This is a genomic window from Streptomyces sp. NPDC111507 (assembly GCF_055638955.1).
The window spans coordinates 119,355-144,732 of record NZ_JBVKBU010000010.1 but is presented as its reverse complement, the minus strand read 5'-3'; the positions used below and the strand labels follow the sequence as shown (position 1 = coordinate 144,732).

20 protein-coding genes are annotated in these 25,378 nt (G+C 70.5%); 7 read left to right on the top strand and 13 right to left on the bottom strand.

Features of this window, described 5'->3' with window-relative positions; all coding sequences use genetic code 11:
• Positions 1 to 29 precede the first annotated feature (29 nt).
• Together ACZ7M2_RS33700 and ACZ7M2_RS33695 are read left to right on the top strand one after the other, a co-directional pair.
• The gene (locus ACZ7M2_RS33700) at positions 30 to 767 is read left to right on the top strand and encodes an SAM-dependent methyltransferase (protein WP_471598522.1); all 738 of its coding nucleotides are present in this window, start codon (positions 30 to 32) and stop codon (positions 765 to 767) included.
• Between the two features lie 215 nt (positions 768 to 982).
• Positions 983 to 2,410 carry an alkaline phosphatase family protein gene (locus ACZ7M2_RS33695; protein ID WP_471598521.1) on the top strand — a complete coding sequence of 476 codons (1,428 nt, stop codon included), beginning with the start codon at positions 983 to 985 and terminating at the stop codon, positions 2,408 to 2,410.
• Positions 2,411 to 2,452: 42 nt separating this feature from the next.
• Here the strand turns inward: ACZ7M2_RS33695 and ACZ7M2_RS33690 are convergent, their stop codons facing one another.
• Entirely contained in the window at positions 2,453 to 3,382 is a 930-nt protein-coding gene (locus ACZ7M2_RS33690) for an S-4TM family putative pore-forming effector (RefSeq protein ID WP_471598520.1), read from the bottom strand.
• A gap of 177 nt (positions 3,383 to 3,559) precedes the next feature.
• Between ACZ7M2_RS33690 and ACZ7M2_RS33685 the strand changes: the two genes are divergently transcribed.
• From ACZ7M2_RS33685 to ACZ7M2_RS33675, 3 genes are read left to right on the top strand one after another with little or no spacing between them, the layout of a single operon-like run.
• A complete protein-coding gene (locus ACZ7M2_RS33685) occupies positions 3,560 to 9,379 on the top strand; it encodes a hypothetical protein (protein ID WP_471598519.1) in 5,820 nt (1,939 codons plus the stop codon).
• The gene (locus ACZ7M2_RS33680; protein WP_471598518.1) at positions 9,369 to 9,809 is read left to right on the top strand and encodes a hypothetical protein; all 441 of its coding nucleotides are present in this window, start codon (positions 9,369 to 9,371) and stop codon (positions 9,807 to 9,809) included. Before ACZ7M2_RS33685 ends, ACZ7M2_RS33680 begins: the two co-directional genes overlap by 11 nt.
• Positions 9,806 to 10,447: a WD40 repeat domain-containing protein gene (locus ACZ7M2_RS33675; protein WP_471598517.1), complete on the top strand. Its 642-nt coding sequence runs from the start codon at positions 9,806 to 9,808 to the stop codon at positions 10,445 to 10,447. The genes ACZ7M2_RS33680 and ACZ7M2_RS33675 overlap by 4 nt, the downstream gene beginning before the upstream one ends.
• Before the next feature lie 28 nt (positions 10,448 to 10,475).
• Here ACZ7M2_RS33675 and ACZ7M2_RS33670 read toward each other — a convergent pair whose 3' ends face one another.
• The 6 genes from ACZ7M2_RS33670 to ACZ7M2_RS33645 all read right to left on the bottom strand — a co-directional run bounded on the left by ACZ7M2_RS33670 (position 10,476) and on the right by ACZ7M2_RS33645 (position 17,397).
• Positions 10,476 to 12,476: a protein kinase domain-containing protein gene (locus ACZ7M2_RS33670; RefSeq protein WP_471598516.1), complete on the bottom strand. Its 2,001-nt coding sequence runs from the start codon at positions 12,474 to 12,476 to the stop codon at positions 10,476 to 10,478.
• 246 nt (positions 12,477 to 12,722) lie between these two features.
• Positions 12,723 to 13,157, bottom strand: coding sequence for a tetratricopeptide repeat protein (locus tag ACZ7M2_RS33665; protein WP_471598515.1), 435 nt, complete (start codon positions 13,155 to 13,157; stop codon positions 12,723 to 12,725).
• Positions 13,158 to 13,246: 89 nt separating this feature from the next.
• Positions 13,247 to 14,350 carry an LLM class flavin-dependent oxidoreductase gene (locus ACZ7M2_RS33660; protein WP_471598514.1) on the bottom strand — a complete coding sequence of 368 codons (1,104 nt, stop codon included), beginning with the start codon at positions 14,348 to 14,350 and terminating at the stop codon, positions 13,247 to 13,249.
• 600 nt (positions 14,351 to 14,950) lie between these two features.
• Positions 14,951 to 16,063: a serine hydrolase domain-containing protein gene (locus ACZ7M2_RS33655; protein WP_471598513.1), complete on the bottom strand. Its 1,113-nt coding sequence runs from the start codon at positions 16,061 to 16,063 to the stop codon at positions 14,951 to 14,953.
• A gap of 33 nt (positions 16,064 to 16,096) precedes the next feature.
• The gene (locus tag ACZ7M2_RS33650; RefSeq protein ID WP_471598512.1) at positions 16,097 to 16,369 is read right to left on the bottom strand and encodes a hypothetical protein; all 273 of its coding nucleotides are present in this window, start codon (positions 16,367 to 16,369) and stop codon (positions 16,097 to 16,099) included.
• Positions 16,370 to 16,509: 140 nt separating this feature from the next.
• Positions 16,510 to 17,397: an SDR family NAD(P)-dependent oxidoreductase gene (locus tag ACZ7M2_RS33645; RefSeq protein ID WP_471598511.1), complete on the bottom strand. Its 888-nt coding sequence runs from the start codon at positions 17,395 to 17,397 to the stop codon at positions 16,510 to 16,512.
• Positions 17,398 to 17,506: 109 nt separating this feature from the next.
• Between ACZ7M2_RS33645 and ACZ7M2_RS33640 the strand changes: the two genes are divergently transcribed.
• The gene (locus ACZ7M2_RS33640; protein ID WP_471598510.1) at positions 17,507 to 18,439 is read left to right on the top strand and encodes a LysR family transcriptional regulator; all 933 of its coding nucleotides are present in this window, start codon (positions 17,507 to 17,509) and stop codon (positions 18,437 to 18,439) included.
• 19 nt (positions 18,440 to 18,458) lie between these two features.
• Here the strand turns inward: ACZ7M2_RS33640 and ACZ7M2_RS33635 are convergent, their stop codons facing one another.
• From ACZ7M2_RS33635 to ACZ7M2_RS33610, 6 genes are all read right to left on the bottom strand, one after another.
• The gene (locus ACZ7M2_RS33635) at positions 18,459 to 20,807 is read right to left on the bottom strand and encodes an FdhF/YdeP family oxidoreductase (protein WP_471598509.1); all 2,349 of its coding nucleotides are present in this window, start codon (positions 20,805 to 20,807) and stop codon (positions 18,459 to 18,461) included.
• A gap of 80 nt (positions 20,808 to 20,887) precedes the next feature.
• On the bottom strand, positions 20,888 to 22,621 hold the full coding sequence (locus tag ACZ7M2_RS33630; protein WP_471598508.1) for an FUSC family protein: 1,734 nt from the start codon (positions 22,619 to 22,621) through the stop codon (positions 20,888 to 20,890).
• 16 nt (positions 22,622 to 22,637) lie between these two features.
• Positions 22,638 to 23,264, bottom strand: a complete 627-nt coding sequence (locus ACZ7M2_RS33625) for a DUF1345 domain-containing protein (RefSeq protein ID WP_471598507.1) — start codon at positions 23,262 to 23,264, stop codon at positions 22,638 to 22,640.
• 127 nt (positions 23,265 to 23,391) lie between these two features.
• On the bottom strand, positions 23,392 to 23,865 hold the full coding sequence (locus ACZ7M2_RS33620; RefSeq protein ID WP_471598506.1) for a hypothetical protein: 474 nt from the start codon (positions 23,863 to 23,865) through the stop codon (positions 23,392 to 23,394).
• Between the two features lie 30 nt (positions 23,866 to 23,895).
• Positions 23,896 to 24,201 (bottom strand): hypothetical protein, encoded by a 306-nt coding sequence (locus ACZ7M2_RS33615; protein WP_471598505.1) that lies wholly within the window; start codon positions 24,199 to 24,201, stop codon positions 23,896 to 23,898.
• Positions 24,202 to 24,324: 123 nt separating this feature from the next.
• On the bottom strand, positions 24,325 to 24,705 hold the full coding sequence (locus ACZ7M2_RS33610) for an NUDIX domain-containing protein (RefSeq protein ID WP_471598504.1): 381 nt from the start codon (positions 24,703 to 24,705) through the stop codon (positions 24,325 to 24,327).
• 173 nt (positions 24,706 to 24,878) lie between these two features.
• Here ACZ7M2_RS33610 and ACZ7M2_RS33605 point away from each other — a divergent pair, with 173 nt between their 5' ends.
• A complete protein-coding gene (locus ACZ7M2_RS33605) occupies positions 24,879 to 25,343 on the top strand; it encodes a GreA/GreB family elongation factor (RefSeq protein WP_471598503.1) in 465 nt (154 codons plus the stop codon).
• Positions 25,344 to 25,378: the final 35 nt, after the last annotated feature.

The window sequence follows — 25,378 nt, the reverse complement described above, 5'->3', positions numbered from 1 at the left end:
GCGGCCTGGGTCCGTGCCAGGCTCCGCCGGTGAACCGTGAACAGATCTCCACCCTTGCCCATGCGGATCATCCGATCGCGGCCCCGCTCGACGACGACTCGGTGCGCCGACTGCTGGAACGCGGCATCCCGCGAGGCGGCGCGCGTGTACTCGACCTCGGCTGCGGTGGCGGGGAGTGGCTCCTGCGCGCCCTGGCCAGGCACCCGCACCTGCGGGCCGAAGGCGTCGACATCTCCGAGAGCGCGCTGGCACATGCGCGGAGCGCCGCGCACACCCTCGGCCTGCAAGAGCGCCTCGTCCTCCACCAGGAAGATGCCGCGGACTTCGCCGCCCCCCACCTGTTCGACCTGGTGATCAGCGTCGGCGCCACGCATGCCTTCGGCGGCCTGAGCGCCACCCTCGAGGCGGCACGCAAACACCTGGCCCCCGGCGGCCGCGTCCTGGTCGGCGACGGATTCTGGTCACAGGAGCCGTCCCCCGACGCCGTGGAGATGCTCGGCGACCTCGCCGACCTGCCGACCACCGTGGATGGCGTCATCTCTGACGGATGGACACCCGTCGACGGGCACATCAGCACGCGCCGGGAGCTCGACGACTACGAATGGGCGTGGACGGGGTCACTGGCCTCATGGGCCTTGGACCACCCCGACGATCCGGACAGTTCGCAGGCGCTGGCGGCAGCCACCACCCACCGCACCGAATGGCTGAGTGTCTACCGGCACTCCTTCGGCTTCGTCTGCCTGATCCTGCGCCCGACGTCCGACTGAAGCCGCCCGCGCCGGTCCGGCAACCCCCTGTCTCCCCGCGACAGCGTCCATGCCGGTCATCGCCCGGCCGGCCCTTCGCCGCACAATGTCGTCATGATCACCGTGCGCCTCCACCCCAGCGCCGGTGCCTCCGAGCAGAGTGATCCAGCAGGTCGGTCCCCCTGCGGACCGACCTGCACGTCGGAGAGCTGACGCCATCTCAAGAAGGGGTGTTCATGACAGGGTTGACCCGCCGCAGACTCCTGGGTTCGGCCGCCGGTGTACTGGGCGGCGCCGCGGCACTCTCCCTCCTCCCGCCGAGCGTCCAGAAGGCCGTCGCGGCCGGGCCGCCGGAGCACGGCTCGCTCCGCGACATCGAGCACGTCGTCATGCTGATGCAGGAGAACCGCTCCTTCGACCACTACTTCGGCACCCTGTCCGGCGTCCGCGGCTTCGCCGACCCCGCCGCGCCGGCTCTCGGCAACGGCCGGTCGGTGTTCTACCAGCCCGACGCCGTGAACCCGACGGGCTATCTGCTCCCCTTCCACCTCGACACCCACGCCTCCAGCGCCCAGGCGATCCCCTCCACCAGCCATGCATGGTCGGTGCAGCACGACGCGTGGAACGGCGGGAAGATGGACCGCTGGTTGCCGGCCCACCGCAAGGCGGATGGCGTCAACGGCCCGTACGTGATGGGCTACTACACCCGCGAGGACATCCCCTTCCAGTTCGCCCTCGCCGAGACGTTCACCATCTGCGACCACTACTTCTGCTCGGTGTTCGGACCGACCTGGCCCAACCGGCTGTACTGGATGACCGGCACGATCGACCCCGGCGGCACACAGGGCGGCCCGATCATCGGGAACACCGCCCCGACGCCGTACCGGTGGACGACGTACGCGGAACGGCTCCAGGCGGCCGGGATCAGCTGGAAGGTGTACCAGCAAGACGACGACTACGACTGCAACATGCTGGAGCAGTTCGCGAGCTTCCGCGCGGCGGCGCCGGGGTCCGACCTGTACGAGCGCGGTGTACGTCCCCAGCCGGAGGGCACGTTCGAGGACGACGCGCGGAACGACCGCCTGCCCGCCGTCTCCTGGATCATGCCGACGAGCTTCCAGTCCGAGCACCCGGACTACCTGCCTGCCGCGGGCGCCGATTTCGTCGCCTCGAAGATCGAGGCGATCGCCTCCAACCCGAAGGTCTGGAGCAAGACCGTCTTCATCCTGAACTACGACGAGAACGACGGCCTGTTCGACCATGTGCCGCCGCCGACGCCTGCGGCGGGTACACCGGACGAGTTCGTCAAGGGACTGCCCATCGGGGGCGGTTTCCGGGTCCCTGCGATCATCGTCTCGCCCTGGACGATCGGCGGCTGGGTGGCCTCGGAGGCCTTCGACCACACCTCGGCCCTGCGGTTCCTGGAACAGTTCACCGGCGTCCGGGAACCGAACATCAGCGCCTGGCGCCGCGCGGCCTTCGGCGACTTCACCTCGGCCTTCCGCTTCACGCAGCCACAGCCGCTGCCGCCGCTCCTGCCCGACGACACGGCGCAGCAGCTGGAGAAGGCGAAGGCGCAAGTGGCGACGCTGCCCGCACCCGCCCTTCCGGGCGTCGACCAGTCGTTCCCGCACCAGGAGACGGGAGACCGGCCACACGTATGACGGCCGTGCCGTGTGCGGGCTTCGGGGGCGGCGGCTCCGGGGTCAGCCCTGTCCGGAGGCGGTGGTCGGCGTGGTGACCAGGCGGCCGAGTTCGTCCATGGCGGCTGCGAAGTCCGCGCGGTCGGTGTCCAGGAAGCGGTTGAAGAACCAGTTGGGCACCCGCGCCTGTGTCAGCCGGGTCTGCAGCAGTACGTCCTGCACCTGCCGCGCCAGCGACAGCATTCCGGCGGCCTGCGCCTCGAGAGCTCCGGCCCGCGCGTACTGCTCGGTCCGCGACAGCAGTGCCTTCCGCGCGTGTTCCCGCGCGGCCACCGTGTCCTGCTGCGCCTGGTAGGTGTCGACGCCCAGCAGCAGGAGCCCCAGGGAGGGGACGTACCAGTCCATGAGAACGTCGGTCAGCGGCATCCGGTTCACAACGCCGACCAGCACTCCCGCCGCACACCACAGGACGAGACCCGTCCGCACGAAGCCGGCGTAGCGGCGGCGGATGCGTGAGCCCCAGCCGAGGTTCTGCAACTGGCAGGCGACGACGTCGAAGGGGCGGGGCAGGTCCTGGATCTCGTAGTAGTCGCGCAGCCTCGCGGGCGATCCACGGTAGTGACGCGCCAACCGGCTGATCTCGTCGGCGGACGGCCCACGGCCGACGAGCACGTGGTTCCAGGGAAGCCCGAACAACCTGGTGTCGAAGGTCTCCTGGAGCAGGGCCGCCCTGCGGAACTCGCTCTTCGTCCAGGCGCTCGCCCCCACGGCGTAGACGACCGCCCACACCAGACCGACGAGGCTGAGCGGGGTCAGCGTCACGGGCACGAAGACGCCGATCACCGCTCCGGCCGCCAGCGCCGTGGACACCACGACATGGCCGGAGGCGAGCCGCTGGGCGCGTGCGTGAGAGGCGGATGCGGCGCGCAGGAGCCGCAGCATCTCCGGGTCGTTCTGGTGCTCGACGATCGGCGGCAGCGTCCGTGGACTCATGCTGTCCCCCTGACAGTCAGAAGATCCGTAATGTCCGATGCGGCCGGACTCCGAGGACATGCCCAGGAGCCGTCCGGCGTATGCCTTCGGGCAACCGGTGGCAGGGATCGCACCGGCACCGCGGGAGAGATCCCGACGACCCCGCAGGCGAGCACCGCTTGCAATACAGTCGGCCGGATGGGGGATGAAGCGACGCTCCGCCTCACGGCGGTGCTCGGAACCGAGGCGTCCGAGGCGCTGCGCGCCGCGGCGAGCTCCCGGAACCGGGAGGTCGACCTGGCCGAACCCCGCTGGACGGCGGCGGGCTACACCGGGGCGCGGCTCGCTGCGGTGGTGGAGCGTTCGCGGCCGCCGGCACCGCAGCGGCCGCACAAGTACGTCGTCAAGGTCTGCCCCGCGGACGGCCGACGCCGCGAAGGCGCACGCCACCACGCCGCCTTGGAGATGTCTCCGGCCGACTTCGCCGCCCGCCATCTGGTCTCCATGGAAGGCGACCCGATCGGACTGCCGGGCGGGGGCGAGCTGTTGCTGCAGAACATCGCCGGCGCGAGCCTGGCCCGCTGCCGTCCGATGTCGGAGTTCGCCCCGGCCGACCGCGCCCTGACGGCCGCGGCGGTCGCCCGGGCACTGACGCAGGACTGGACCGAGGAGACCACCTGGCACCTGGACGAGCTGACGGTGTCGGGCTTCCTGCGGGACGGACTCGACGTGACCTCCGCCGCGGCGGGAACCGACCTGGCGGACGCTCTCGGTGTCGACGCCACGCTGCTCGACCCCGGCGCCTGCTGGATCGAGACGGCCGAGGACGGCCCGCACAGACCGCTGGTCAATCCGCTGGCCCTCCTCGACGGCTCGGTGGTCGGCCGTGACGACCGTGTGCAGTTCATCGCCGGGCTGACCCATCGGGACCTGCACGAGGACAACGTGCTCGTGCCGCGTGTCGACGGGAGAGTGGAGCACGAGTCCTTCCGTCTGGTCGACCTGTCGACGTTCGACGAGGCCGCCCCGCTCAGCGCCGACCTCGCCATGCTGGCGGTCTCCGCCGTCGTCCGCCTGCTGTCCGCCCAGACGCCCGCGCAGAACGAGGCACTGCTGCACTACCTCGTCGACCGCACCGCGGCGGCGGCCTGCGACCCGCCCTCCGACGCGACCGCACTCGTCGACGCCGTGCGCTACGCGGCCAGGCCCTCCTTCCTCCAGGCCGAGTTCGAGGAGAACTGGTCCGAGCAACTCCTGCTCTCCTTGGTCGCCACCGCCCTCCTCCACCTGTCCTTCGAGAACGTCGACGCCGAGGCCCGCTGGTGGCTGCTGCGCCTCGCCGCCCACGCCGGCACCGCGTTCCTGGAGTCCCGGGGTGTGCACGCACCCGAGGTCCGGCGGCTGTTCGACCGCGCGGCCGTCACGGCGGTACCTCGAACGAGGACGAGCGCGAGCCGCCCATCGGAGGGGACCGCCGAACCGCTGCGTGTCGAGGACGGGTTCCACCGATCCCTGCTGGTCGTCGTACCCGGCGACGACCAGGACGAAGAATCCGGAGCGGTGCGGGAAACGGTCGCGACGGCGCTCCGCTCGTTCCGCGCGATCGGATACGGGAGCACGGGCGACGACGTCGTGCCCCTCGCCGGCCCGCAGGTCCCGAGGGACCTGATCGCGCAACGGCTGGAGCGGACCGGACCGCAGGACGCCGTCGCGGTATACGTCACCGGAGTGGTCGAGCGCCTTGAGGCGACGACGAGCAGGCCGCGCCAGTTGGTCCTGCACACTCCGCGCTCCCGGCCCGGGCACGACCGCGGCACCCTGCCGCTGACCTCGCTGCTGGAAGGCCTGCGGGAACGGCCCCCGGGCGACGGGGCCGGATCCCTGCTGCTCGTGCTCGACGTGCACGGCGCCGACCCGGACGACGTGACGCGGGAGGCCGCCGCGATGATGGCGGACCTCGGCACGGGCGAGGGCAGTACCGGAGCCCTGCACCTGGTGGTCGCGGTCCGCTCGGTCGGCGAGCCCGGCGCGGGATTCGCCACCGCGTGGGCGCACGCCCTGACCGCCGGCGACGACACGCCCCGCGACCAGCCCTACCTCGCGTTGGACGAGCTCGCCGACCGGCTGCGCGCGACCGCCCCGCCCGGGTACGCGATCCGGGTCGCCTCGCCGACCCCGGCCGGTCCCAACCCCTGCCTGCCCAACCCCCGGCACCATCTCGCAGGCGTCGACCCCGGCGAGATGTCGTCCTGGTGGGAGCCCACGGCGCGGGCCTCGACGGGGGCCGGCGAGTCGGCCTGGTTCTTCAGCGGACGCCGCAAGCTGAACAAGCGGGTGACCGAGTGGCTCGCCGACCCGGCCGAACCGGTGCTCGTCCTCACCGGAGCCCCGGGGTCGGGCAAGAGCACCGTCATGGCGCGCACGGTGGTGGCCACCGTACCGGACCTGCGGGAACGGCTACGTGGGCAGCCAGGCGCCTTCCGGCCCACGGAGACCGCGCCGGAGGACTTCCGTTTCGCCCTCACCATGCGACTGACGAAACTCACCCTGGAGGAGGTGAAGGCCCGCCTGGAACAGGTGACGGAGAGCTCCGGTGCGGGCGCGCCGCCGCCGGTCATCGCCCTCGACGGCCTGGACGAGGCGTACGACCCGCACCGGATCGTCGCCGAGGTGCTGCGTCCCCTGGTCCAGCAGGCCCGGTCCGGCGGCCCCCGCCTGCTGATCGCCACACGGAGCCGGCCGGTCGGGCACGACCCCACGGACGTACTGGCACCCCGTGGAGACCTGATCGGGCCCCTCGCCGGGGACGGTGGCACGGTCGTGGACGTGGGCGAAGCACCGTGGTTGGAGACCGGTGACATCGCCGAGTACTGCGAGCGGTTGCTCTCGGTCGAGGCCAACGACCTAGGAAACCCCAACATCTACGTCGCAAGCCCGCGGGCGCGCCGCGTGCTCGCCCGCTCCATCGAGACCCAGGCCCGCCACTCCTTCCTGCTGGCCGCGCATGTCGCCCGCCGGCACACGCTGGACAGCGCACCGGCCGATGCGCAGAGCCCCGCGTGGCGTCGGCAGTTCCCGCAGCGCATCGGGGACGCGATGCGCCAGGAGATCGAGGCCTTCTACGGTGTGGAGGAGGCCGACCGACAACTGGCGCTGCTGCGCCCGCTCGCGTTCGCCGAAGGCATCGGACTCACCCGCGAAACGGCCGGTGCGACAGACCTGTGGGCGCTGCTGGCCACCCGACTGGATCCGGACGGGCGCACGTTCGGCGACGCGGACGTGACCGCGCTGCTGGAGCAGCGCGTGGCGACCCACCTGGTCATGGAGGTCGACGCGGGCGGCCCCAGCGCCTACCGCTTCCACCACGAGGCGCTCGCCGAGTCGTTCCTGACCGGACGCGGCGACCGCGCGGCGGCCCACCGGGCCATCACCGGGGCGCTGCTCGACACACTGGTCGCGGGTGGCACACGGGAGTGGCGGCGCGCGTCGGCCTATCTGCGGCGTGCGCTGCCCGAACACGCGCGCCAGGGCGGCGAGCTCACGTCCCTGGCCGACGACCCGGGGCTGCTGACGCACTGCGACCCGGACCGGCTGCACGAGGCGCTGGTCTCCTCGGGAACCCAACGACTCGTCTCCCTGAGCCGCCTGCTGCGCCCCTACCTGCACCGGCTGCGGACAGCCTCTCCACCGGGACGGGGCTTTCTGCTGTCGGTCGCCGCGACCGTGATGAACCGGCACGGACTCTCCGACGCGCTCGCCGCGGCGGCCGGCATGCCGGTGTCCGTCACCCATGTCCGGGTCCGTCACGAGGCGCTGCGGCAGTCGGTGGCCGAGGGCGCGCCGGTGTCGGCCCTGGCATGTGCGGACAGCCGCCACGGCGACCCGTTGCTCTTCATCGCCAACGGCCGCTTCCTCGACGTGCGCGACCCGGACTCGGGCGCGCTCGTCGAGACGGTACTGTCCGGGGCGGACGAGGTGTGGGCCATGACCGCCTACCTCGACGACGACGGCTTCCCCGTCGTCGCGACGGCCGGCCGGGACGGCGGCGTCCGGGTCTGGGACGCGACGACGCGCGCCCTGCGGGCCGAACACCCGGTGGACTTCCGCCGCGGCCTCGTCCACGGCATCGGTGCCGACGGCGAGGCGTTCCTCGCCGGGTGGACGGACGAACACGTCGGCATCTGGCGACCGGGCCGGACCGACGAGGTGCTCGTGCTGCCCCTGGAATGGGAGCCGGGACGTCAACCGATCACCACGGCGACAGTGGTGCGGGACCGCGACGGCACCGACCTGCTGGCGGTGGCCGCAGGTGGCAGAGTCACCGTCTGGGAGCCCGGCACCGGTCGCCTGCGCCACACGATCGACCTCGACACGGCCTTCAACATCCAGCTCGCGGCACTGCAACCGGACCGCGCCGACGGCGTGTTGCTGATCACGACAGGCCTGCACTCGAAGGAGGCACTGTTGTGGCGGTCGTCGACCGGCACGCGCCCCTGGCCCTTCCCGGAGATCCCGGTCTGCACCGCGAGCTGGGAGGGCGAGGGCGGATCCGGCATCGCGCTCGGTTATGTCAGCGGCGCGGTCGACCTGTGGAACGGCGACGAGCACACCCCGCCGCGCCGCTTGCAGGACGCGGGCATGTCCGTCCACGCCGTGCACATCGGCCCCACCGGTGTGCCGCGGCCCGCGATCGTGGCCGTGGACACCGTCGGCCGTATCCGGGTGTGGGAATGGGGCCCGGGCCGGGACTCGACCACACTGGTCGGCTCGACCGCCCACGCCCTCGCCATGGGCGCGCTGCGTCAAGGCGGACGTTATGTGGCGGTCGGGCACAACAGCGGTGCGGACCTGTGGCGGCTCGACGAGGTCAGTCAGGACCCGGAGGCGTACGACCTGCACGACGCCGACGCCCATCTGATCGCCGTCGACGCGGTCTCGGCCGACTTCGCCACGCTCGGCGACGACGGCCGCATCCACCTCTGGTCGGCGCGCAGCGGACGTTCCGTGGGCGCCCTGCCCATTCCCACGGGCCACCCCTTCGCGGTCGTCGGGTGGAGCGGGCCCGACGGCGGCCGGATCGCCGTGACCTCGTCCACGCTGCTGCAGGTCTTCGCTCTCGAACCCGGCACGGGCGTGCTGCTGGAACGCGAGCTGACGGCACCAGGCCGGCTCGCGGTGCTCGAACGTCCCGGGCGGGTACTGCTGGCCGCGGCCGACCGTCGGCAGGTCCGTGTCCTGGATCCGGTCACGGGCGACATGCGCGACCTCGACGTGCCCGCGGCGACGCCCTCGGGCCGGCCGTTGTCGGAGGCCGCCCGCAACGTGATCAGCCTCGCGTGGGTGTCCACGCCCGGCTCCGACCCGGTCCTGGTCGCGGGCACCCAGGGCGGCCTGCTGGTCCGCTGGTCATGGAGCGACGACGGGCCCGCCCGGGCACTGCGGCCCCTCGCCGAGGAGTTGGGCATGGTCACGGTCGTCATGCCCGTGCCCGGCGGCGACGGCATGCGGGTACTGGCGGGCGACAGCCACGGTGGCCTGGCGGTGTACGACGCCGTCGACGGCTCGCTCGTGCACGACCTGACGAGGGACGAGGCACGCGTCATCGGAGCCACCGTCGTGGCGGCGTCGCCTCCGGTCGTGGTCACCGGCCACAGCGCCGACGAGGCCCGCGGGCTGAAGATCTGGAATCCGGAGACCGGCGGCCAGTCGGGCGCCGTGGTCCACCGGTCGCGGACACACGACGCCTTTGTCGGTCCGCCCAGGGCCGGCCGGACGGCGGACGGCCGGCCGTTCGTGATCTACGCGGTCGAGGACGGCGTGGAGCTGCTCCGGCTGGACCGACCGAGCCACGACACCGCTCCGGTACGGCTGTTGCTGCCCTTCACCGTCAACGACGTCACCGTCCAGGGCGACAGGGTGTACCTCGCGGGCGGGGGAGGCTATCTGATGCTCACCGTCGTTCGTCCGCCGGCCGAGGCGGACCTGCCGGTGTCTTCTCGGGGTGACCATGATTCCTGAACCGGCCCCGGCGCGGGCACGCACTTCGGCGGAGGACGCGCCGAGCGGTGTGGAGGAGCTCAGCGAGTGCCTGGGCGACGAGCGCTCGGCGCGGGCACTGGTCGAATGGGCCGAGACCATGCCGGTGACCGTGCGACCCACGCGCCCCAGGTGGGCCCCGTCCGGCAAGGGGTACACCGGAGCGGTGCTGGCAGCCGTGACGGTCACACCGGGCCCCGGAATCGTCGTGGTCAAGCTGTGTCCCGCCGATCAGCGCGCGGAACACGCCGCCCACACGCGGGCGCGACGTGCCTCCGAACTCCGGGGCGACTTCGCCCGTCGGCACCTCACCCAGCAGCTCTACCCGCCGCACCGCCGGACGGGAGACGGCTGCTCAGCGTCGGTGACGACGGCAGGGTCCTGCTGTGGGACGCAGGCCGGCGCGAGGTGATCCGTACCCTCGCGAGGAAGCTGACGTACGCGGCGGCGGTCGCCTGGAGCCCTGACGGGCGAGGGGCCGCGGCCGCCGACACCGACGTGGTGCTGTGGGAGACCGAGACCTGGGAACGAGTCCACACCACCCCGCTGGGGACCAGTGTCAACGCGCTGTCGTTCGCCCCCGACGGCTCTCGGCTGATCGCGGCCACCTCGTCGATGGAGGTGCGTGTCATCCACCTGGACCCCGCAGGACGTCCCACGGGCAGGATCGACCTCTGGCCGGGGCACCGGGGTTCGGTCAGTGCGGTGTGCTGGTCGCGCGACGGACGGCACCTGGCCACCGCCGGTTACGACGGCCAGGTGCTCCTGTGGGATCCCGCCACAGGACGGCCACGCCATGTCCTGGAGGGCGACGGAGCCGCGATGTGGTCCGTGGCCGTGTCACAGGACGGAACCAGTCTCGCGGCCGTCACCATGGACGGAACGGCGCTTCTGTGGGACATCGGGACGGCGGTCGAGGTGTGCCGGCTGCGGGTGGACGGCCATCTGTCCTCCTGTTCCTTCCACCCGTACGAGCATCGCGTCGTCCTCGGAGGCTCCGCGGGCCTGTACGCGTGCGAGGTCTCCTCCGACCCGGTGGACGACCGGTGAGCACCGGGCCACCCTTCCTGACGGTCTATCAGGACCAGCTCCACACCTGGTTGGTGCTGCCCGCGCATCCGAAGCCCTGGACCCGCTGACCGTCCTTCCCGGACGAGGTGGCCTCCGCGTCCAGGCAGAAGCCGTCCGGGACGCTGACCAGTGTCCGGGCGCCGGACGGACCGGAGGCGCCGAGGCGCCACCGCTGGGCGCTCAGCCCGTTGCAGATCCTCGCGCGGATCTTCTGGCCGTTCTGGCCGACGGTGCCGAGGTCGGCGTCCAGGCAGCGGTGGCTGCCCTGATCGACGACGATGTACTGGGAGCTCTGACCGGGCACGCGATACAGGGCCCACTTCTGGACAGCTGTGCCGTTGCACGTCCACACCTGGACGTCCGGACCGTCCCCGTCCGTGGCCCCGGTGTGGGCGTCGAGACACCTCGCGACCGAGGCGCCGTCGACGCTCTCGGTCACGGTCAGCGAACCGACCTGCACCGGCCCGCGCGCCATGCCGTAGAGCAGCTTCTTGGTCTCCGCGCCGGCCTTCCCGTTCACGGCGATCCCGGCCTCGGTCTGGAAGGCCTTGAGCGCGGTGACCGTCGCCTCCCCGAACTGCCCGTCGACCGTGACGTGCAGTCCGTAGCCCGCGAGCAGCAGTTGCAGGGCCTTGACGCAGTCGCCGTGGGCTCCCGAGGCGATCTCGGCGGCGCACGCGGCGGACCGAAGGTCCAGGGACGTGGGATTCCGAGTGTCGGCCGGAGTCGACGGCTTGCCCGCCGCCCGGTCCGTCGTCGGCGGTGTGGAGGTGGGCGTGCTCTTGGAGATGCTGGGCGTCGGATTCGGGTTTCCGGGCACGGCCGGGGATGTCTCCGGCCGGAGGGCCGTCGGCGTCCGGCTGTCGCCTTGTTGCAGCAGCGCCACGGTGACGCCCGCAGCGACCAGGACGGCCGCTGTCGCGGCCCCCACGATCAACCGTCCGCGCTTCCTGGATGCGGCAGGGGCGGCTGTCGCGCTGGGTGCGGGGGATGCGGCGGGCGGGACGGGAGGTGCGGCGGCGGGAAGTGCCTCGGACCGCTCGCCGTGGAGGGGCGCACGCTTGGCAGGACGTTTGCGTGCGGCTTGCGAGGGGCCGCCGGTCGGCGCCGACAACTGGTGTCCGATGGCGGTCCTGAACACCGTCTCCGGTAAGGGCCGTTGCTCGGGATCCTTGTCCAGGCAGGTGCGGATGAACGCGGCCAGTTCCGCATCGACGTCCGCCACCTTGTCGAGGACTTCTTCCCGTGGCGAGTCGAAGGCCACCCGGTGCAGGACGTCGACACCCGTGCCCTCGCCGAACGGCGCCTGCCCCGCGACGGCGTAGGTGAGGGTGGAGGCCAGGGAGAAGACGTCGGAGGCGGCGGTCACCTCCAGGCCTCTGGTCTGTTCCGGGGACATGTAGGCGGGAGTCCCCACGTTCTGGCCCGTGGCGGTGAGGGAGGTGCCGTCGCCGCCTTGGACGACACCGAAGTCGATGACGCGGGCGCCGTCGGCTCCCAGGATCACATTGGACGGCTTGAGGTCGCGGTGAACGAGCCCCGCACGCCATATGGCCTCGATCGCACGCCCCACGTCCGCCAGCAGCCGCCAGGCCGCCGCCGCGTCGATCGGGCCGCGCTCGGTGACGACGTCCGAGAGCGTGGGCCCCGGTATGTACTCGGTGGCGACCCAGACCAGGTCCTCATCGCAGCCGCTGCCCATCAGCCGCACGATGTGCGCCCCTTTGACGCGGTCCAGCGCGCCGACCTCCCGCTCGAAACGCTTCCGGAACAGCGGGTCTTCCGCGTATTCGGGCCGGATCACCTTGACCGCGGCCAGACCTGCCCCGCCGGTGGTGTCCCGGCCGAGATAGACCCGGCCCATGCCACCGCTGCCGAGCACCGCCTCCAACCGGTACGGACCTGCCTGCCTCGGATCGCTCTTCCGCAGCGGGATCACGGGCGGCGGTTCCATACCGACCGCCGCGTAGGCCAATATTTCGGACCGGCTGCGGTGCTGCACTGGCATGGGGTTCCTGGTCTCTCGCGTGACGCGTGTGAGCGCGAGATTAGCGCAGCACGCTTGTACGACAGGCGAGTTGGCCGGATTCGGCCCGGCGTCCGAGGCTGTCCACTGGACGTCCTTGTTCCAGGTGACGGTTGACTCACGTGCTCGCGGTCTCCGTCGTCGCGGGCCGCCGCCCGGCCCGGTCGGCGCCGAGGTCATGTGTGGAGGGGCCGGCGCCGACCGCCCAGCGTGGGATACGTACTTCCGTCAGATGGTGTCGGTCGGGAGTTCGCCCGTGAAGGCGGCGGCCATGCGGAGCCAGGGGGTGGCCTCGTCGTGGCGTGCCTGGCGTTCCAGAGTGCGTCCGAGCATCAGGTGGGCGTAGTGCTCGACCGGGTCACGGTCGATGATCGCGCGCAACTGCTCCTCGGCTCGCCGTAGTTGCGCGGAGTGGTAGTACGCGCGGGCCAGCAGCAGTCGGGGGCCGGTCTGCTCGGGGACTTCATCGACGACGGCGGCGAGCAGCTTGGCGGCCCCGGCGTAGTCCTTGGCCTCGAAGCGCGCTTGGGCCCGCTCCCAGCGCTCGACGGTGGTCTCCTCGTGGGGGACACCGACACCATGGTCGAACAGGTGCCGGGCAGTTGCCCAGCGGTCGGCCGCGACGTCGCCGTTCGGCTGGTAGTCGTCGAGGTTGTCGATCACGACGTTTCCCTTCCTGGAGTCTGTGCGGTGGCCGTCCGGCGTTCTCGAAGCCGGACGGCCGCTGTTGAAGTCCTCGACGGTCCGAGGACTCAGCCGGTCGACCCCGCGGACATGCGATAGGCGTCGCGAGCGGCGACCAGTGAGGTGTGTGTCGGAGCGTCGGGCACGGTGGCCGGGCGGTTCCTGGCGAATTCCTCGCGCAGGACGGGTACGACTTCTTCGCCGAGGAGGTCGAGCTGTTCCAGCACGGTCTTGAGGGGTATGCCGGCGCCGTCCACGTTGAACAACTGGCGTTGGTAGTCGCCGAAATTCTCGCGGAAGGTGAGCGTCTTCTCGATGACCTGCTGGGGGCTGCCGACGGTCAGCGGGGTCTGATCCATGTACTGTTCCAGGGAGGGGCCGCCGCCCATCTGGGGTGAGTGGTCGAAGAACGGGCGGAACTCGCGCAGGGCGTTCTGGGAGTTGTGGCGCATGTAGATGTGGCCGCCGACGCCGACGATCGCTTGTTCGGGGGTGCCGTGGCCGTAGTGGGCGTAGCGCTCGCGGTAGAGGTTGATGAGTTTCTGGAAGTGCTCCTTGGGCCAGAAGATGTTGTTGGCGAAGAAGCCGTCGCCGTAGTAGGCGGCCTGTTCGGCGATTTCGGGGGAGCGGATGGAGCCGTGCCAGACGAACGGGGGTATGTCGTCCAGGGGGCGGGGGGTGGAGGTAAAGGACTGCAGGGGCGTGCGGAACCTGCCTTCCCAGTCGACGGTTTCCTGGCGCCAGAGCTGGTGGAGGAGAGCGTAGTTCTCGATGGCGAGCGGGATGCCCTGGCGGATGTCCTTGCCGAACCAGGGGTAGACGGGGCCGGTGTTGCCGCGGCCCATCATGAGGTCGACGCGTCCGTCGGCGAGGTGCTGGAGCATCGCGTAGTCCTCGGCGATCTTCACCGGGTCGTTGGTGGTGATCAGCGTGGTGGCCGTGGAGAGGATGATCCGGTGGGTGCGCGCGGCGATCCAGCCGAGCATGGTGGTGGGGGAGGAGGGCACGAACGGCCGGTTGTGGTGCTCGCCGGTCGCGAAGACGTCGAGGCCCACCTCCTCGGCCTTCTGTGCGATGGTCACCATCGCCTTGATCCGCTCCTGCTCGGTCGGTGTCCTGCCGGTGGTCGGATCGGTGGTCACGTCACCGACGGTGAAGATCCCGAACTGCATCGCACCCATCTCCATGCGGTTGATGTATCAACTGCACGGTGAACGTGGCCACGAGCCTCGATATTCCAGCAGCTTCTCGCCTGCCGCGCGGGAACCGGCGACTGACATCACGGACACCGCAGAAGGCCCGCGCGCCGGGACCAGGGCGACCCTGTGCGCCGGCGGGGGAAGCGGTCGGCAGCCGTACTGCGATCACTCGGTGCTGTGCGGTGTGTGATGCCGTCCCTTGGAGCCGAAGCACATGTCTCTCACGGTGCGGTTCTCCGCATACGGCAGCACCGACGCGCTGAGGGTTGTGGATGCGCCGCCGCCCACCCCGGGCCCCGGCCAGGTACGGCTCGTGGTGCGGGCCGCGGGTGTCCATCCGATCGAGGGGAAGACCTGCGTGGCTGTGCGACCGCGTACGGACCATCGCTCCCCAGGGCGTCGACGCCGCCCTCGACGCCTCCGGCCGCGGTGGGATCCCGGACTCGATCGAACGCGCGGGCAGCCCGGCACGCGTCCTCACCCTCGTGGCGTGCGACGCCGCGGACACTGGCATCCAGGTCCTCCTGCGAACAGGTCGGCCCCGCCGGATCCTGCTGTGCGCCCGACGGCAAGTCAGGCGCGCAGTCCTTTGAGCCCGTCGTAGGCCGCCATCACGACCTCGAGTCCCCGGAAGTCGTCCCCGGGCTCGCGCATCCGGTTCGGCACGTACGACACCGCCATGCGCGCGTCGGGTTCGATCATGACCGTCGCGCCGCCCCAGCCGCTCCAGCCGTACGTATTGCCGAACAGGCCGTATCCCATGCCGTAGCGCATCGGCATGCCCAGGAGGCGGTCCTCGCCGCGGAATTGTTCCTCCCACGCTCGAGCACAGCCGGCCTGCGACAGCAGCCGCACCCCGCGCACCGTTCCGCCGCACGCCATCACCGACTGCACGAGAGCGACCGAGCGGGCGTTGCCGAATCCGCTCGCCGCGGGGATCTCCGCGCGCCGCCAGGCGACGCTGTTCCCGTCACGGACCCGTATCCCGCCTCCGGCGGTAGGGGTTGCGGTCTTGCCGGGCGCGCTCGAGACGTAGTCCTCGTCGCGCGACAGCGGCGGGATCGTGAGTGCGACCCGGTGGTCGTGCTCGGCGGACAGCCCGATGTGGAAGTCCGCGCCCAGCGGCCCGGCCACCTCGTCGGCGAAGAACTCTCCCAGGGTGCGGCCGGTGATCCGGCGTACGACCTCGCCGACCAGGAACCCCTGCGTGAGCGAGTGGTATCCGGCCGCGGTGCCCGGCTCCCACCGCGGAGCCTGCGCGGCGAGCCGCGCCGTGGCGGACGGCCAGTCGTAGAGATCCTCGGCCGTCGTCGGCCCGTCCCAGTCGGGCAGGCCCGCGGTGTGCGCGAGCAGGTGCCGCACCAGCACCCCGTCCTTGCCCGCCGCGGCGAACTGCGGCCAGTACCGGGCCACCGGCGCGGTCAGGTCGAGCTCGCCGCGGTCGGCGAGGACGAGGGCACACAGCGCCGTCATCGTCTTGGTGACCGACCAGACGCCCGCGATCGTGTCGCGCTGCCACGGGACCGTGCGGTCCGTGTCGGTGAATCCGCCCCAGACGTCCACCACCGGCTCACCGTCCACGAAGACCGCCACCGAGGCGCCCACGTCTCCGGCGTCGAGCAACTCGGCGAGTGCGCCGGGTACCGCGGAGAAGAGATCGTCGTACGAACCCTGAATCTCGGCCATGCGCGGAACTTAGCCCGCACCACACCACCGCGGTCAACCGAATATCCGTCGGGTGAGGTGGCGGGGCCGCCCGCCGGGCCAGTCGTGGATGCGGAGGCCGGTGAGGCGGCTGACCATGGCCGGGTCACGGTGGTCGAAGAACAGAGACCTGCCGGTGTCCAGGCCGGCGATCTCGTTCAGGACCGGCTGAGCGAACAGGTTGTTGCGGCCTTCGGCTAACCCCCTGGCCCACGACTGGATCTGGACCTCGTGCTCGCGCATCACGCCGATCGCCCTGATGCGGCCTTCGCGGTGCAGGTTCCCCATGCGACACGTTCGCCCGCCGTCATGTCCCGGACGGCGAGGGTCACTTCCGCACCGGTGGAGGCGAGAGCGTGGACCGTTGCCGCCCCGAGGCCGGAGGAGGCGCCGTTGCCGTGTGCTGATCCGCGCGCGATCGTCCGCGGTCAGGGCCTGAGCAGTCGGTCCTGCTCCACCGGCGGAGTCCCGTCGTGCCAGGGCAGGGCCTTGCCGAAGCGGATCAGCTCGCCGTAGAGGGCGGGATCGACGTGCTCGGTGAAGACCAGGTCGAGCACCGCACGGGCGGCCTCGGAAGGCGACTGGGCCTGGCTGAAGTCGCTGAACCAGGGCCGGGAGGTGGCGGTGTCGACCATGCCGGGGCACACGGAGGCGATCAGGGTGCCGTCGGCGAGGTCGCGCTCGCGGCGTTCGGCCGCGACCGCGCGGACGGCGGCGACCTGGGCCACCTTCGAGGGCACGTTCAGCCAGCGGGGCCAGCCCGCCTCCTCGGCGGTCCTGTTGTGGATGGCGCTGCGCCAGGACTCGACGGCGTACTCGACCTGGTCGAGGCTTGCCCCGTCGAACAGATGGTGCAGTCGCGGATCGAGGTGACCGAGGGTGCCCAGGCTGCTGGCCACGACGATCAGTCGGCCGCCCGGACGCAGGACGGGGCCGAACGAGCGCAGGATCGCATGGGTGGCGGTGTTGGAGACGTCGATGAACTCGTCGGCGCGCTCGGCCTGGGACTCCTCGGGCAGCAGCCGGGTGACGGCGTTGGAGAGCACGACATCGACGCCGCCGTGCCGTGCCCGGAGTTCGTCGGCGAGTCGGGCGATGTCGTCGGTGTCGGTGACGTCCAGGACCTGGGCCTGGACCTGGCTGCGTGTGCCCGGCAGTTGTGCCACTTCGCGAGCGGCGTTCGACACGCGCTGGTGGCTGCGGCCGGTGAGCAGTACGAGGTCGTCGGAGTCCATACGGGCCGCCAGCCCTTCGGCGAGCGCACGACCGAGTCCCTGGTTGGCGCCCGTGACGAGGGCGATTCGCGAAGCGTTCATGCATGCCACGCTAGAAACGCCGCGCCCATGAGTCCAACGAGATTCAGGCACAGCTAGTATGCGCAATCGGCATGGGCACGTGATCAATGATCATGGATTTGGAAGCGTCATGGACTTCACGGATGTGTCGCTGACCGCGCTGCGCGTCTTCCGCGCGGTGGTCGAACAGGGGACCTTCACCGCGGCCGCGGCGTCGCTGGGCTACACCCAGTCGGCGGTGTCCCGGCAGATCGCCGCGATCGAACGCGTGGCGGGAGCGGAGCTGCTGGAGCGGCGGCGCGACGGAGTACGGCTGACCGCGGCCGGCCTCGTCGTCATGCGCCGTGCGACGACCGTGCTCGACGAGATCGACGCGACCGCGCGCGAACTGTCCGGCCTGCCGGGGCAGACCGGGACGGTCCGGCTGGGATGGTTCCCCAGTGCAGGGGCCGTCCTGCTGCCCCGAGCCCTGGTCGCGCTGCGCCGCACGGACCCCGGCCTGCACATCGTCAGCCGCGAAGGCAGCACCCCGGCGCTCGTGCGCGCCCTGCGGGCCGGCAGCCTGGACCTCGCCCTTCTGGCGTCGGCGCCGCCCTTCCGGCCGCCGGACGCCGAGTCGCCCCCACTGGCTCTGCACACGCTCACCGAACGCGCGCTGTGTCTGGCGCTGCCCGCCACCCACCCGCTCGCCCGCGGCGACTTCGTCGACGTGGCCGATCTGCGCGGTCAGCGCTGGATCGCCGGCTCCTCCTCCGGTGAGGACCGGCTGATGGGGGTGTGGCCCGGTCTGGACGAACGCCCCGAGATCGCCCACACCGCCCGCGACTGGCTGGCCAAGCTTCACCTCGTCGCCGCCGGGTGCGGGCTGACCACCGTGCCGCCCGCACTCATCCAGGCGGCACCACCGGGGGTTCGCGTCCTTCCCGTGCGCGGTGGGCCCCAGGAGCAGCGGCGTCTGTTCCTGGCCCGTCTTCCCCACCCGCCGAGCGAACCGGTCACACGTGTGGCAGCCGCCCTCCGTGCCGCGGCCCTCGACGGCGACCCACCGGGCTCAGACCCGTGACGATCTCGCTTCCCACATGTCACAGCCGGCTCGGGGCGACACGGACATTGACGTTCTTCATCAGTGGCTGATCGCTTTGCGTGCTGTAGTCGGCAGCGCCGATGAGGGCGTTCATCTCGGGCATGTACCCCGCCGCGCAGCCTCGGGGCATGTCGTAGCTCAACGCCCGGTACCCGGTGAGGGAGCGCTTGGTGCCGTCCTTGGAGGTGGCTGTGATGTCTACCAGGCTGCCGGGGGTGATGCCGCGGGAGCGCATGTCGGCGCGGTTCATGAGGACGAGTGTGCGCAGGTTCTTGATACCCCGGTAGCGGTCGTCGTCGGAGTAGATGGTCGTGTTCCACTGGTCGTGGGAACGCATCGTCTGCAGTACCAACATGTCGTCCTTGGGCACGACATCCGGCAGTACGGCGGCCGAGAACTCGGCCCGGCCGGACGGGGTGAGGAAGACGAGTTCGCGGGCCGGTTGCCTGATCCGGAACCCCAGCGGCAGCCGGACGCGGCGGTTGAAGTCCTCGAAGCCGTCCAGGACTTGGGCCATGGTGTCCCGGATACGGTCGTAGTCCTCGATGTACTGCTCCCACGGGACGGCGCTGTCGGGAAGAGTCGCCCGCGCCATGCAGGCGATGATGGCGGGTTCGGACAGCAGATGTGGCGACGCCGGGCGCTTCATGCCGAGCGACAGGTGCACCATGCTCATGGAGTCCTCGACGGACGTGGCCTGCGGCCCACGGCGCTGGTGGTCCTTCTCCGTCCGGCCGAGACACGGCAGGATGAGTGCCTTCTTGCCGTGGATCACGTGGCTGCGGTTGAGCTTCGTGCTGACGTGGACCGTCAGTCCGCAGCGTTGAAGTCCTTCGGCGGTGTACGTGGTGTCGGGTGCGGCCATCGCGAAGTTGCCGCCCATTCCGACGAACACCTTGACCGTGCCCCGGTGCATTCCCTCGACGACGCCGACTGTGTCCAGCCCGTGCGCACGGGCCGGGTCGATCCCGCAGACGTCGGCGAGCCGGTCGAGGAACTCGGGTGTGGGCCGGTGGTCGATGCCACAGGTACGGTTCCCCTGCACGTTGCTGTGCCCGCGCACGGGTGACGGCCCGGCGCCCTCGCGCCCCAGGTTCCCGCGCAGCAGCAGGAGATTGACGATCTCCCGGACGGTGTCCACACCGTGTTCGTGCTGGGACACCCCCAGACACCAGCTGATCAGGGTCCGGTCGGACCGCGAATACACGTCGGCGGCCTTCAGGATGTCCGCGCGCGTCAGCCCGGACTGGTGCTCCAGCTCCTGCCACGGTGTCGCCTCGCACAGGGACCGGTACTCCTCGAATCCCTGGGTGTGGCGATCGATGAACTCGCGGTCGAGTGCCCTCGGGTTGGAGGCCGACTCCTCGATCACCGCCTTGGCCATGCCGCGCAGGAGCGCCATGTCGCCGCCCGAACGGACCTGCAGGTTGAGCGTGCTCGTGCGCGTCGACTTGAACAGGGCCATGTCGACGAACTCGTGCGGGACGATGGTCCGGGTGGCGGCCGCCTCGATGAGTGGATTGACATGCACGATCTGCGCACCCCGCCGATATGCCTCGGCAAGCGCGGTCAGCATGCGCGGAGCGTTGGAGGCCGCGTTGACGCCCATGATGAACAGGGCGTCGGCACTCTCCCAGTCGGCGAGGTCGGCCGTGCCCTTTCCGGTGCCGAGCGACGCCTGCAGGGCGCGTCCGGACGCCTCGTGACACATGTTGGAGCAGTCGGGCAGATTGTTGGTGCCGTACTCACGGGCCATCAACTGGTACAGGAACGTCGCCTCGTTGCTGAGGCGCCCCGAGGTGTAGAAGGCGGCTTGGTTCGGGTCGTCGAGGGCCCGCAGCTCGCTTCCGACGAGCTCGAACGCGGCCTTCCAGGTGATGGGCTCGTAGTGGTCCGTCTCCTCGTTGTAGACCATCGGCTCCGTCAGCCTGCCCGTGTCCTCCAGCGCGAAGTCGGTCCATGTCGCAAGCTCCGAGACGGAGTGCGCGGCGAACAGCTCACGTCCCGCACGCTTGGGCGTCATCTCCCAGGTGACGTGCTTGATGCCGTTCTCACAGATGTCGAGCTTGAGACCCTTGGTGTCGTCGGGCCACGCGCAGCCCGGACAGTCGAACCCCCCGCTCTCGTGGTTCATCTTGAAGATGGCGCGTGGCCCGTCGATCAGCGTGTGTTCCCGCAGGAGGACGTGCGTGACGCTCTTGGCGGCACCCCAGCCGGCGGCCGGATGATGGTAGGCCCGCTGCGACGGCTGCTTCTCGGTGGTGGGCCCCTCGTCCCCGGCCGGTGTCTCCGCGCCGTGCGGCGATTCGTCTTCCGCGACAGCCTTGTCGGCATCGTAGGTTGTCATGCTCATCGACCCTTCGTATCTGCCGCCGAAGGAGTATGTGGAAACGCTACAACCATCCTGTGGCTCTCTCAATCGGGGACTCAGGTGGTCCGATGAAGGCGCTCGAGCAGCACATAGGCGCGCTGCTCCGCGGCCGCCAGCTGGGCGGGGTCGACATCCGCCGCGTACAGCTCCCCGGCGGCGGCGTCGTCCGCCTCACGCAGTTCCACCACTGCCACGGCCAGCTGTGTCTGAACGGCAGGGTGCGGTACGGCGGCGGCGTCGGCCAGTGCCTGTTCGGCGCGTGCGGATGCCTCGCCGCACGCGGCCAGCGCTCGTTCCACACGTGCTGCCGGACGCCCGTGGACGACCAGCAGGGCACATGCCAGACCGATGAGGATGCCGAGGACACTGCCCAGCGTCCGGTCGTGGACGAGCGTTCCCACAGGGGCCGGGGATGCCAGGTCGCTCATCAGCAGTGCGAGGGGCGTGAGGAAGACGACGCCGAGGCCGTAGTTCCGGGCCACGGTGTATTCCAGCAGGAATTCGAAGACCACGATCAGGGCGACGAGAGCTGTCGGCGCCGGGTGGGTGACCAGCACGCCGAACGCGATCAGGAGTCCGGCCGCCGTGCCCAGGGTGCGTTGCAGGGCACGCTCCAAGGTGGAGCGGACGTTGACGGAATGCAGGACGGCGGCCGCGGACAGCGCGGCCCAGTAACCGTGTCCAAAACTCAGGAACGCGGCCAGCCCACCCGCCAGGCCGGTGCCGAGAGTCATCCGGAACGCGGGGACGACAAGTACCGCGACATGGCCCGGGCTGCCGGCACCGGTGCCCACGGTCAGTTCGGCGGCGCGCCGGGCCGCGGGACCGGCCTCGTCCGGATGGCCGGGTGCCGTATCTGCGGACGGGGCGTATCGAGCGGACGAGGCGGACTGGAACATCGGGTGCGGCAGCGGGGACGGGGGTCGGCGGTACCTGACGGTCAGGTACCGAGCCTGCACACGCAGGTACCGCGCTGTCGGGGCGTCGGGATCCCGTCGGCGCGCGGAGGTGATCAGGAGCGACCAGGCGAGGTCGGTCAGGAAAACATATGTCCCGCTCCGCTCGCCGTGCCGCTGAACGGTTGTCAGGGGGCTCAGACCGAGCGCCTGGTACGCCCGTAGGACGGCGGCGGTTGCCCGGTGCCGAGTGTGCCCGGCGCCATGGGCTCCTCCGCCTTGTTCCAGCAGGTCGGCGAGTTCACGGAGGGCCACGGCCACCGCCAGCCGCTGCGGGCGGTCCGGGTGCACGACCCAGCCCACCAGTGCCAGTGCCCAGGCGGTAGCGGCGCCTGTCGCGGCGAGCCCCGTCTGGGTGAGTACGTCGGTGAACCGGTCGGCAGGGCCGTTGGCCGCCACGGCGAACGAGAAGAGCATCAGCACGGCACCGAGGCCACTCAGCCGTGTCGCGTCGCAGAGGAACTTCGCCAGGCCGGCCGTGACCGCCATCGCGGCGATCACCACGGCAGCGCCGAGACCTCCCGCCTGCGGATCGGTCAGTGCGGCGAGCGCCGCACCAAGGCCGACGCACATCGTCATGGCCACCGCGGCGACGGCGAGGACGCGGGCACGACGGCGGTAGGGCAGGTTGCGCCCGAACGTGGTGGTGAACGCGCCCAGCATGGGAAAGACGGCGAGCGCGGTTCGTCCGGAGAGCACCAACGGCACCGCGGGCAGTGCCATGGCCAGCGCCGCGCGCAGAGCGAAGAGAAGCGCTCCGTCCACTGCGTGCAGAGTGAGCGCGCCGCGCGGCGAGAGTACGCGCGTCAATTCGGTGCGGTGATGGTGGGACATGCCCACTTCTTCGAGATCAGTGAACGAGGATTCCTGCGAAGAGGTTGATGGCGGTAGCCAGAATGCTGGTGCCGAAGACGTACGACAGCAATGTGTGCCGGAGCACCATCGAGCGGATCGTCCCACTGGAGACGTCGGTGTCGGAGACCTGGTAGGTCATGCCGAGGTTGTAGCTGAAGTAGAAGAAGTCCCGGTACGCCGGGGGCTGGTCGGAGTTGAAATCGATCCCGCCCCCGGAATCCACGTAGTAGACGTACGCGTAGCGGGTGGCGTACATCAGATGCAGTGCCGCCCAGGCCATGAACACACCCAGCAGCGCCGTCGCGGCATGGCCGGTGTCGGAGTTGCCGAGCAGGAATACCACGATGCCGACCAGACCGCACAGAGCGACGGTGACGACGACGATTTCCTCGAGGACGGGGCGCAGGTCCTCGCGTCGGGCGTTGCCTCGGGTCGAGGCGGCGTCCATGGGCCACAGCACGATCCAGCCGACCACCACGAAGAATGTCTGGGTCGCGGCGATACCCGCGAGAATGGCCAGCGGTGTGTCGCTGGCCAAGGCGACGGCCACGCCGACCGCCGCTCCGACGACGACCGAGATGGCAAGCCGTGGGACTGCGGAAAGCGACAAACGGATGTTCACGCTCACAAGCCACAACGGTAGTGCTTCGTGGCTGCTCGGCACGGCGAGAGCGGGACCAGGGGTGACGGAGTCCCGCCCACGGCCGGGCGTACGGGACGTCCACGCGTCGTGATCGTGTCACGAGCTCCTACGGGACGGGAACTCCTTTCTTGAGAAACCACAGACCTTCGATGTGCCCTTTTCCGTCGAAGGCGACGCGGAAATCTCCGGGCTGCTTGGCCATGCGCAGTGGTATGTCGACCACCGTCCGATCGCCGGATACGACCTGCCGGGGCGCTCCGTGCGACTGGTAGCGACCGAAACCGAGCTGATCCTGGTATTCCTTCCAGGCGTTCGCGAGAACCGCGGGATTTCCTTCTTGCCGAATCGACTCGTCGAAGCGCGCTGAGACGGCGACGAAGTTTCCCTGCACGACCTGGTCGAGGGTTTTGAGAGCGAGCTGTTTATAAGGGGGCGGGTTGGGGGCCGTCACCGGTGGCGGGGCCACGACCGCGGTGTCGGTGGTATCCGGCATCGCGCTCGATACGGTCCCGGTGACCAGCACCAGCGCGCTGGAGGCGACCGTGACGGCGACGCTGAACTTGCTGAGCCTGTTGAACATGGATCCTCCCACTGGGTGTCCGTGGCGCGCTCACGGAGTGAGCACGCGGCCTTTGACCTGGCGGTTGTGACGGCGGCGCATCACCTCGAAGGGGAGCACCGTGGCCCCGCAGCAAGCGGTCACCCCCACCCAGATCGGCAGCACGAAAATGAGCGTGAATGAGCTGACGATCCAGCCCGTCGTGAACGTGACGTCGGCCCATAGGGGAAAAAGCGCGAGCCGGGTCGAGAACAGCGGGATCGCCCGCCCTGGGTTGCGTGACGCGGCGTACTGCACATAAGTGATGCTGGACAATGCCCCGACGATGACGGCGGCAGTGATGGTGATGACCTGCATGAGAATCTCCTAATCCGAGAAATTCTGCATCCAGAAAACTTCACCGAGAGGCTTCGCGTCATGTCACGGAACAGCGTGACTTGAAATCAGGAACCGATCTTGATAAATGCCGCGCCCGCATCCCTACACGGGTGTATGGCCCACCAGGTAGTCCCGCACGGCTTCGGGCAGCCCCGCGTCGATGGCTTCGGCGAACGGAACCCAGCGGATCTGCTCCGGGCCGAGTCGCGCTTCCGCCGAGGGGGCCTGGCTCAACAGCTGGCACACCACAGCGGGCCGTGCCTCCTCTCCAGCCGTCCCCGGCGGCCGCAGCACCGATGTGCCGTCGACCAGGTACCCGGTGAGCTCGTACACCAGGCGCGCCGCACCGGCCTGCGCCGACTCGGCGGCCTGCGGGGCGCCCGACGGCAACCCCCAGTCGTCCTGCGCGGCCACCATCAGCAGACGCCCGTCGTACACGACGACCGCGTCCACCGCGCTCCAGGCAGCCTGCTCCAGCGTCATGGCCCAACCGTCCCTTTCCTCCTCGCGTGACCGGCCGACCGGCCCCGTCCGAGCCCCCGTTTCCTACCCGGGGCACATCGGTTCACGCGGCGCGGCGAGCTCGCGACTATGATGGCGAACAGCGGAATCGCCCATCGTCACCCAGCTGTTCCACCCGCACAACGGGAGCAGGAATGACCAGTGAAGCCGGGCCGATCAGCGCCGAAGCCCGTCGGGCGCTCGAACAGGAGCTTGCGGATCTGCGCGCCGAACGCAACGCGGTCGCGGCAACCCTGGGCGACGCAGATTCAGCGGGAGACACAGCCGACCAGGCCGACGAGTTGCAGCGTGCCACTCAGTTGGACCGCCTCGACGCCCGTATCACTCAGATCACCGTGCGGCTGGACGGGGCGGCAGAGGCCGGTCCGCCCCGCACCGACGTGGTCGGCCTGGGAAGCACCGTCACCGTACGGTTCCCGGACGGCGGCGAAGAGACGGTCCAGATCGGCGACGTCGCCGAGCCGTTGGACCAGATGTTGGTCACCACCGACAGTCCTCTCGGCCGCGCACTGCTCGGCCGCCGTGCCGGTGACTCCGTCAGCTACGAGGCGCCCGACGGACGGACGACCGTGACGGTGCAGTCCCTGGGCGCCGCGTAGGACCCGTAGCGCCGTCTCCCAGGGCCATCCACGGA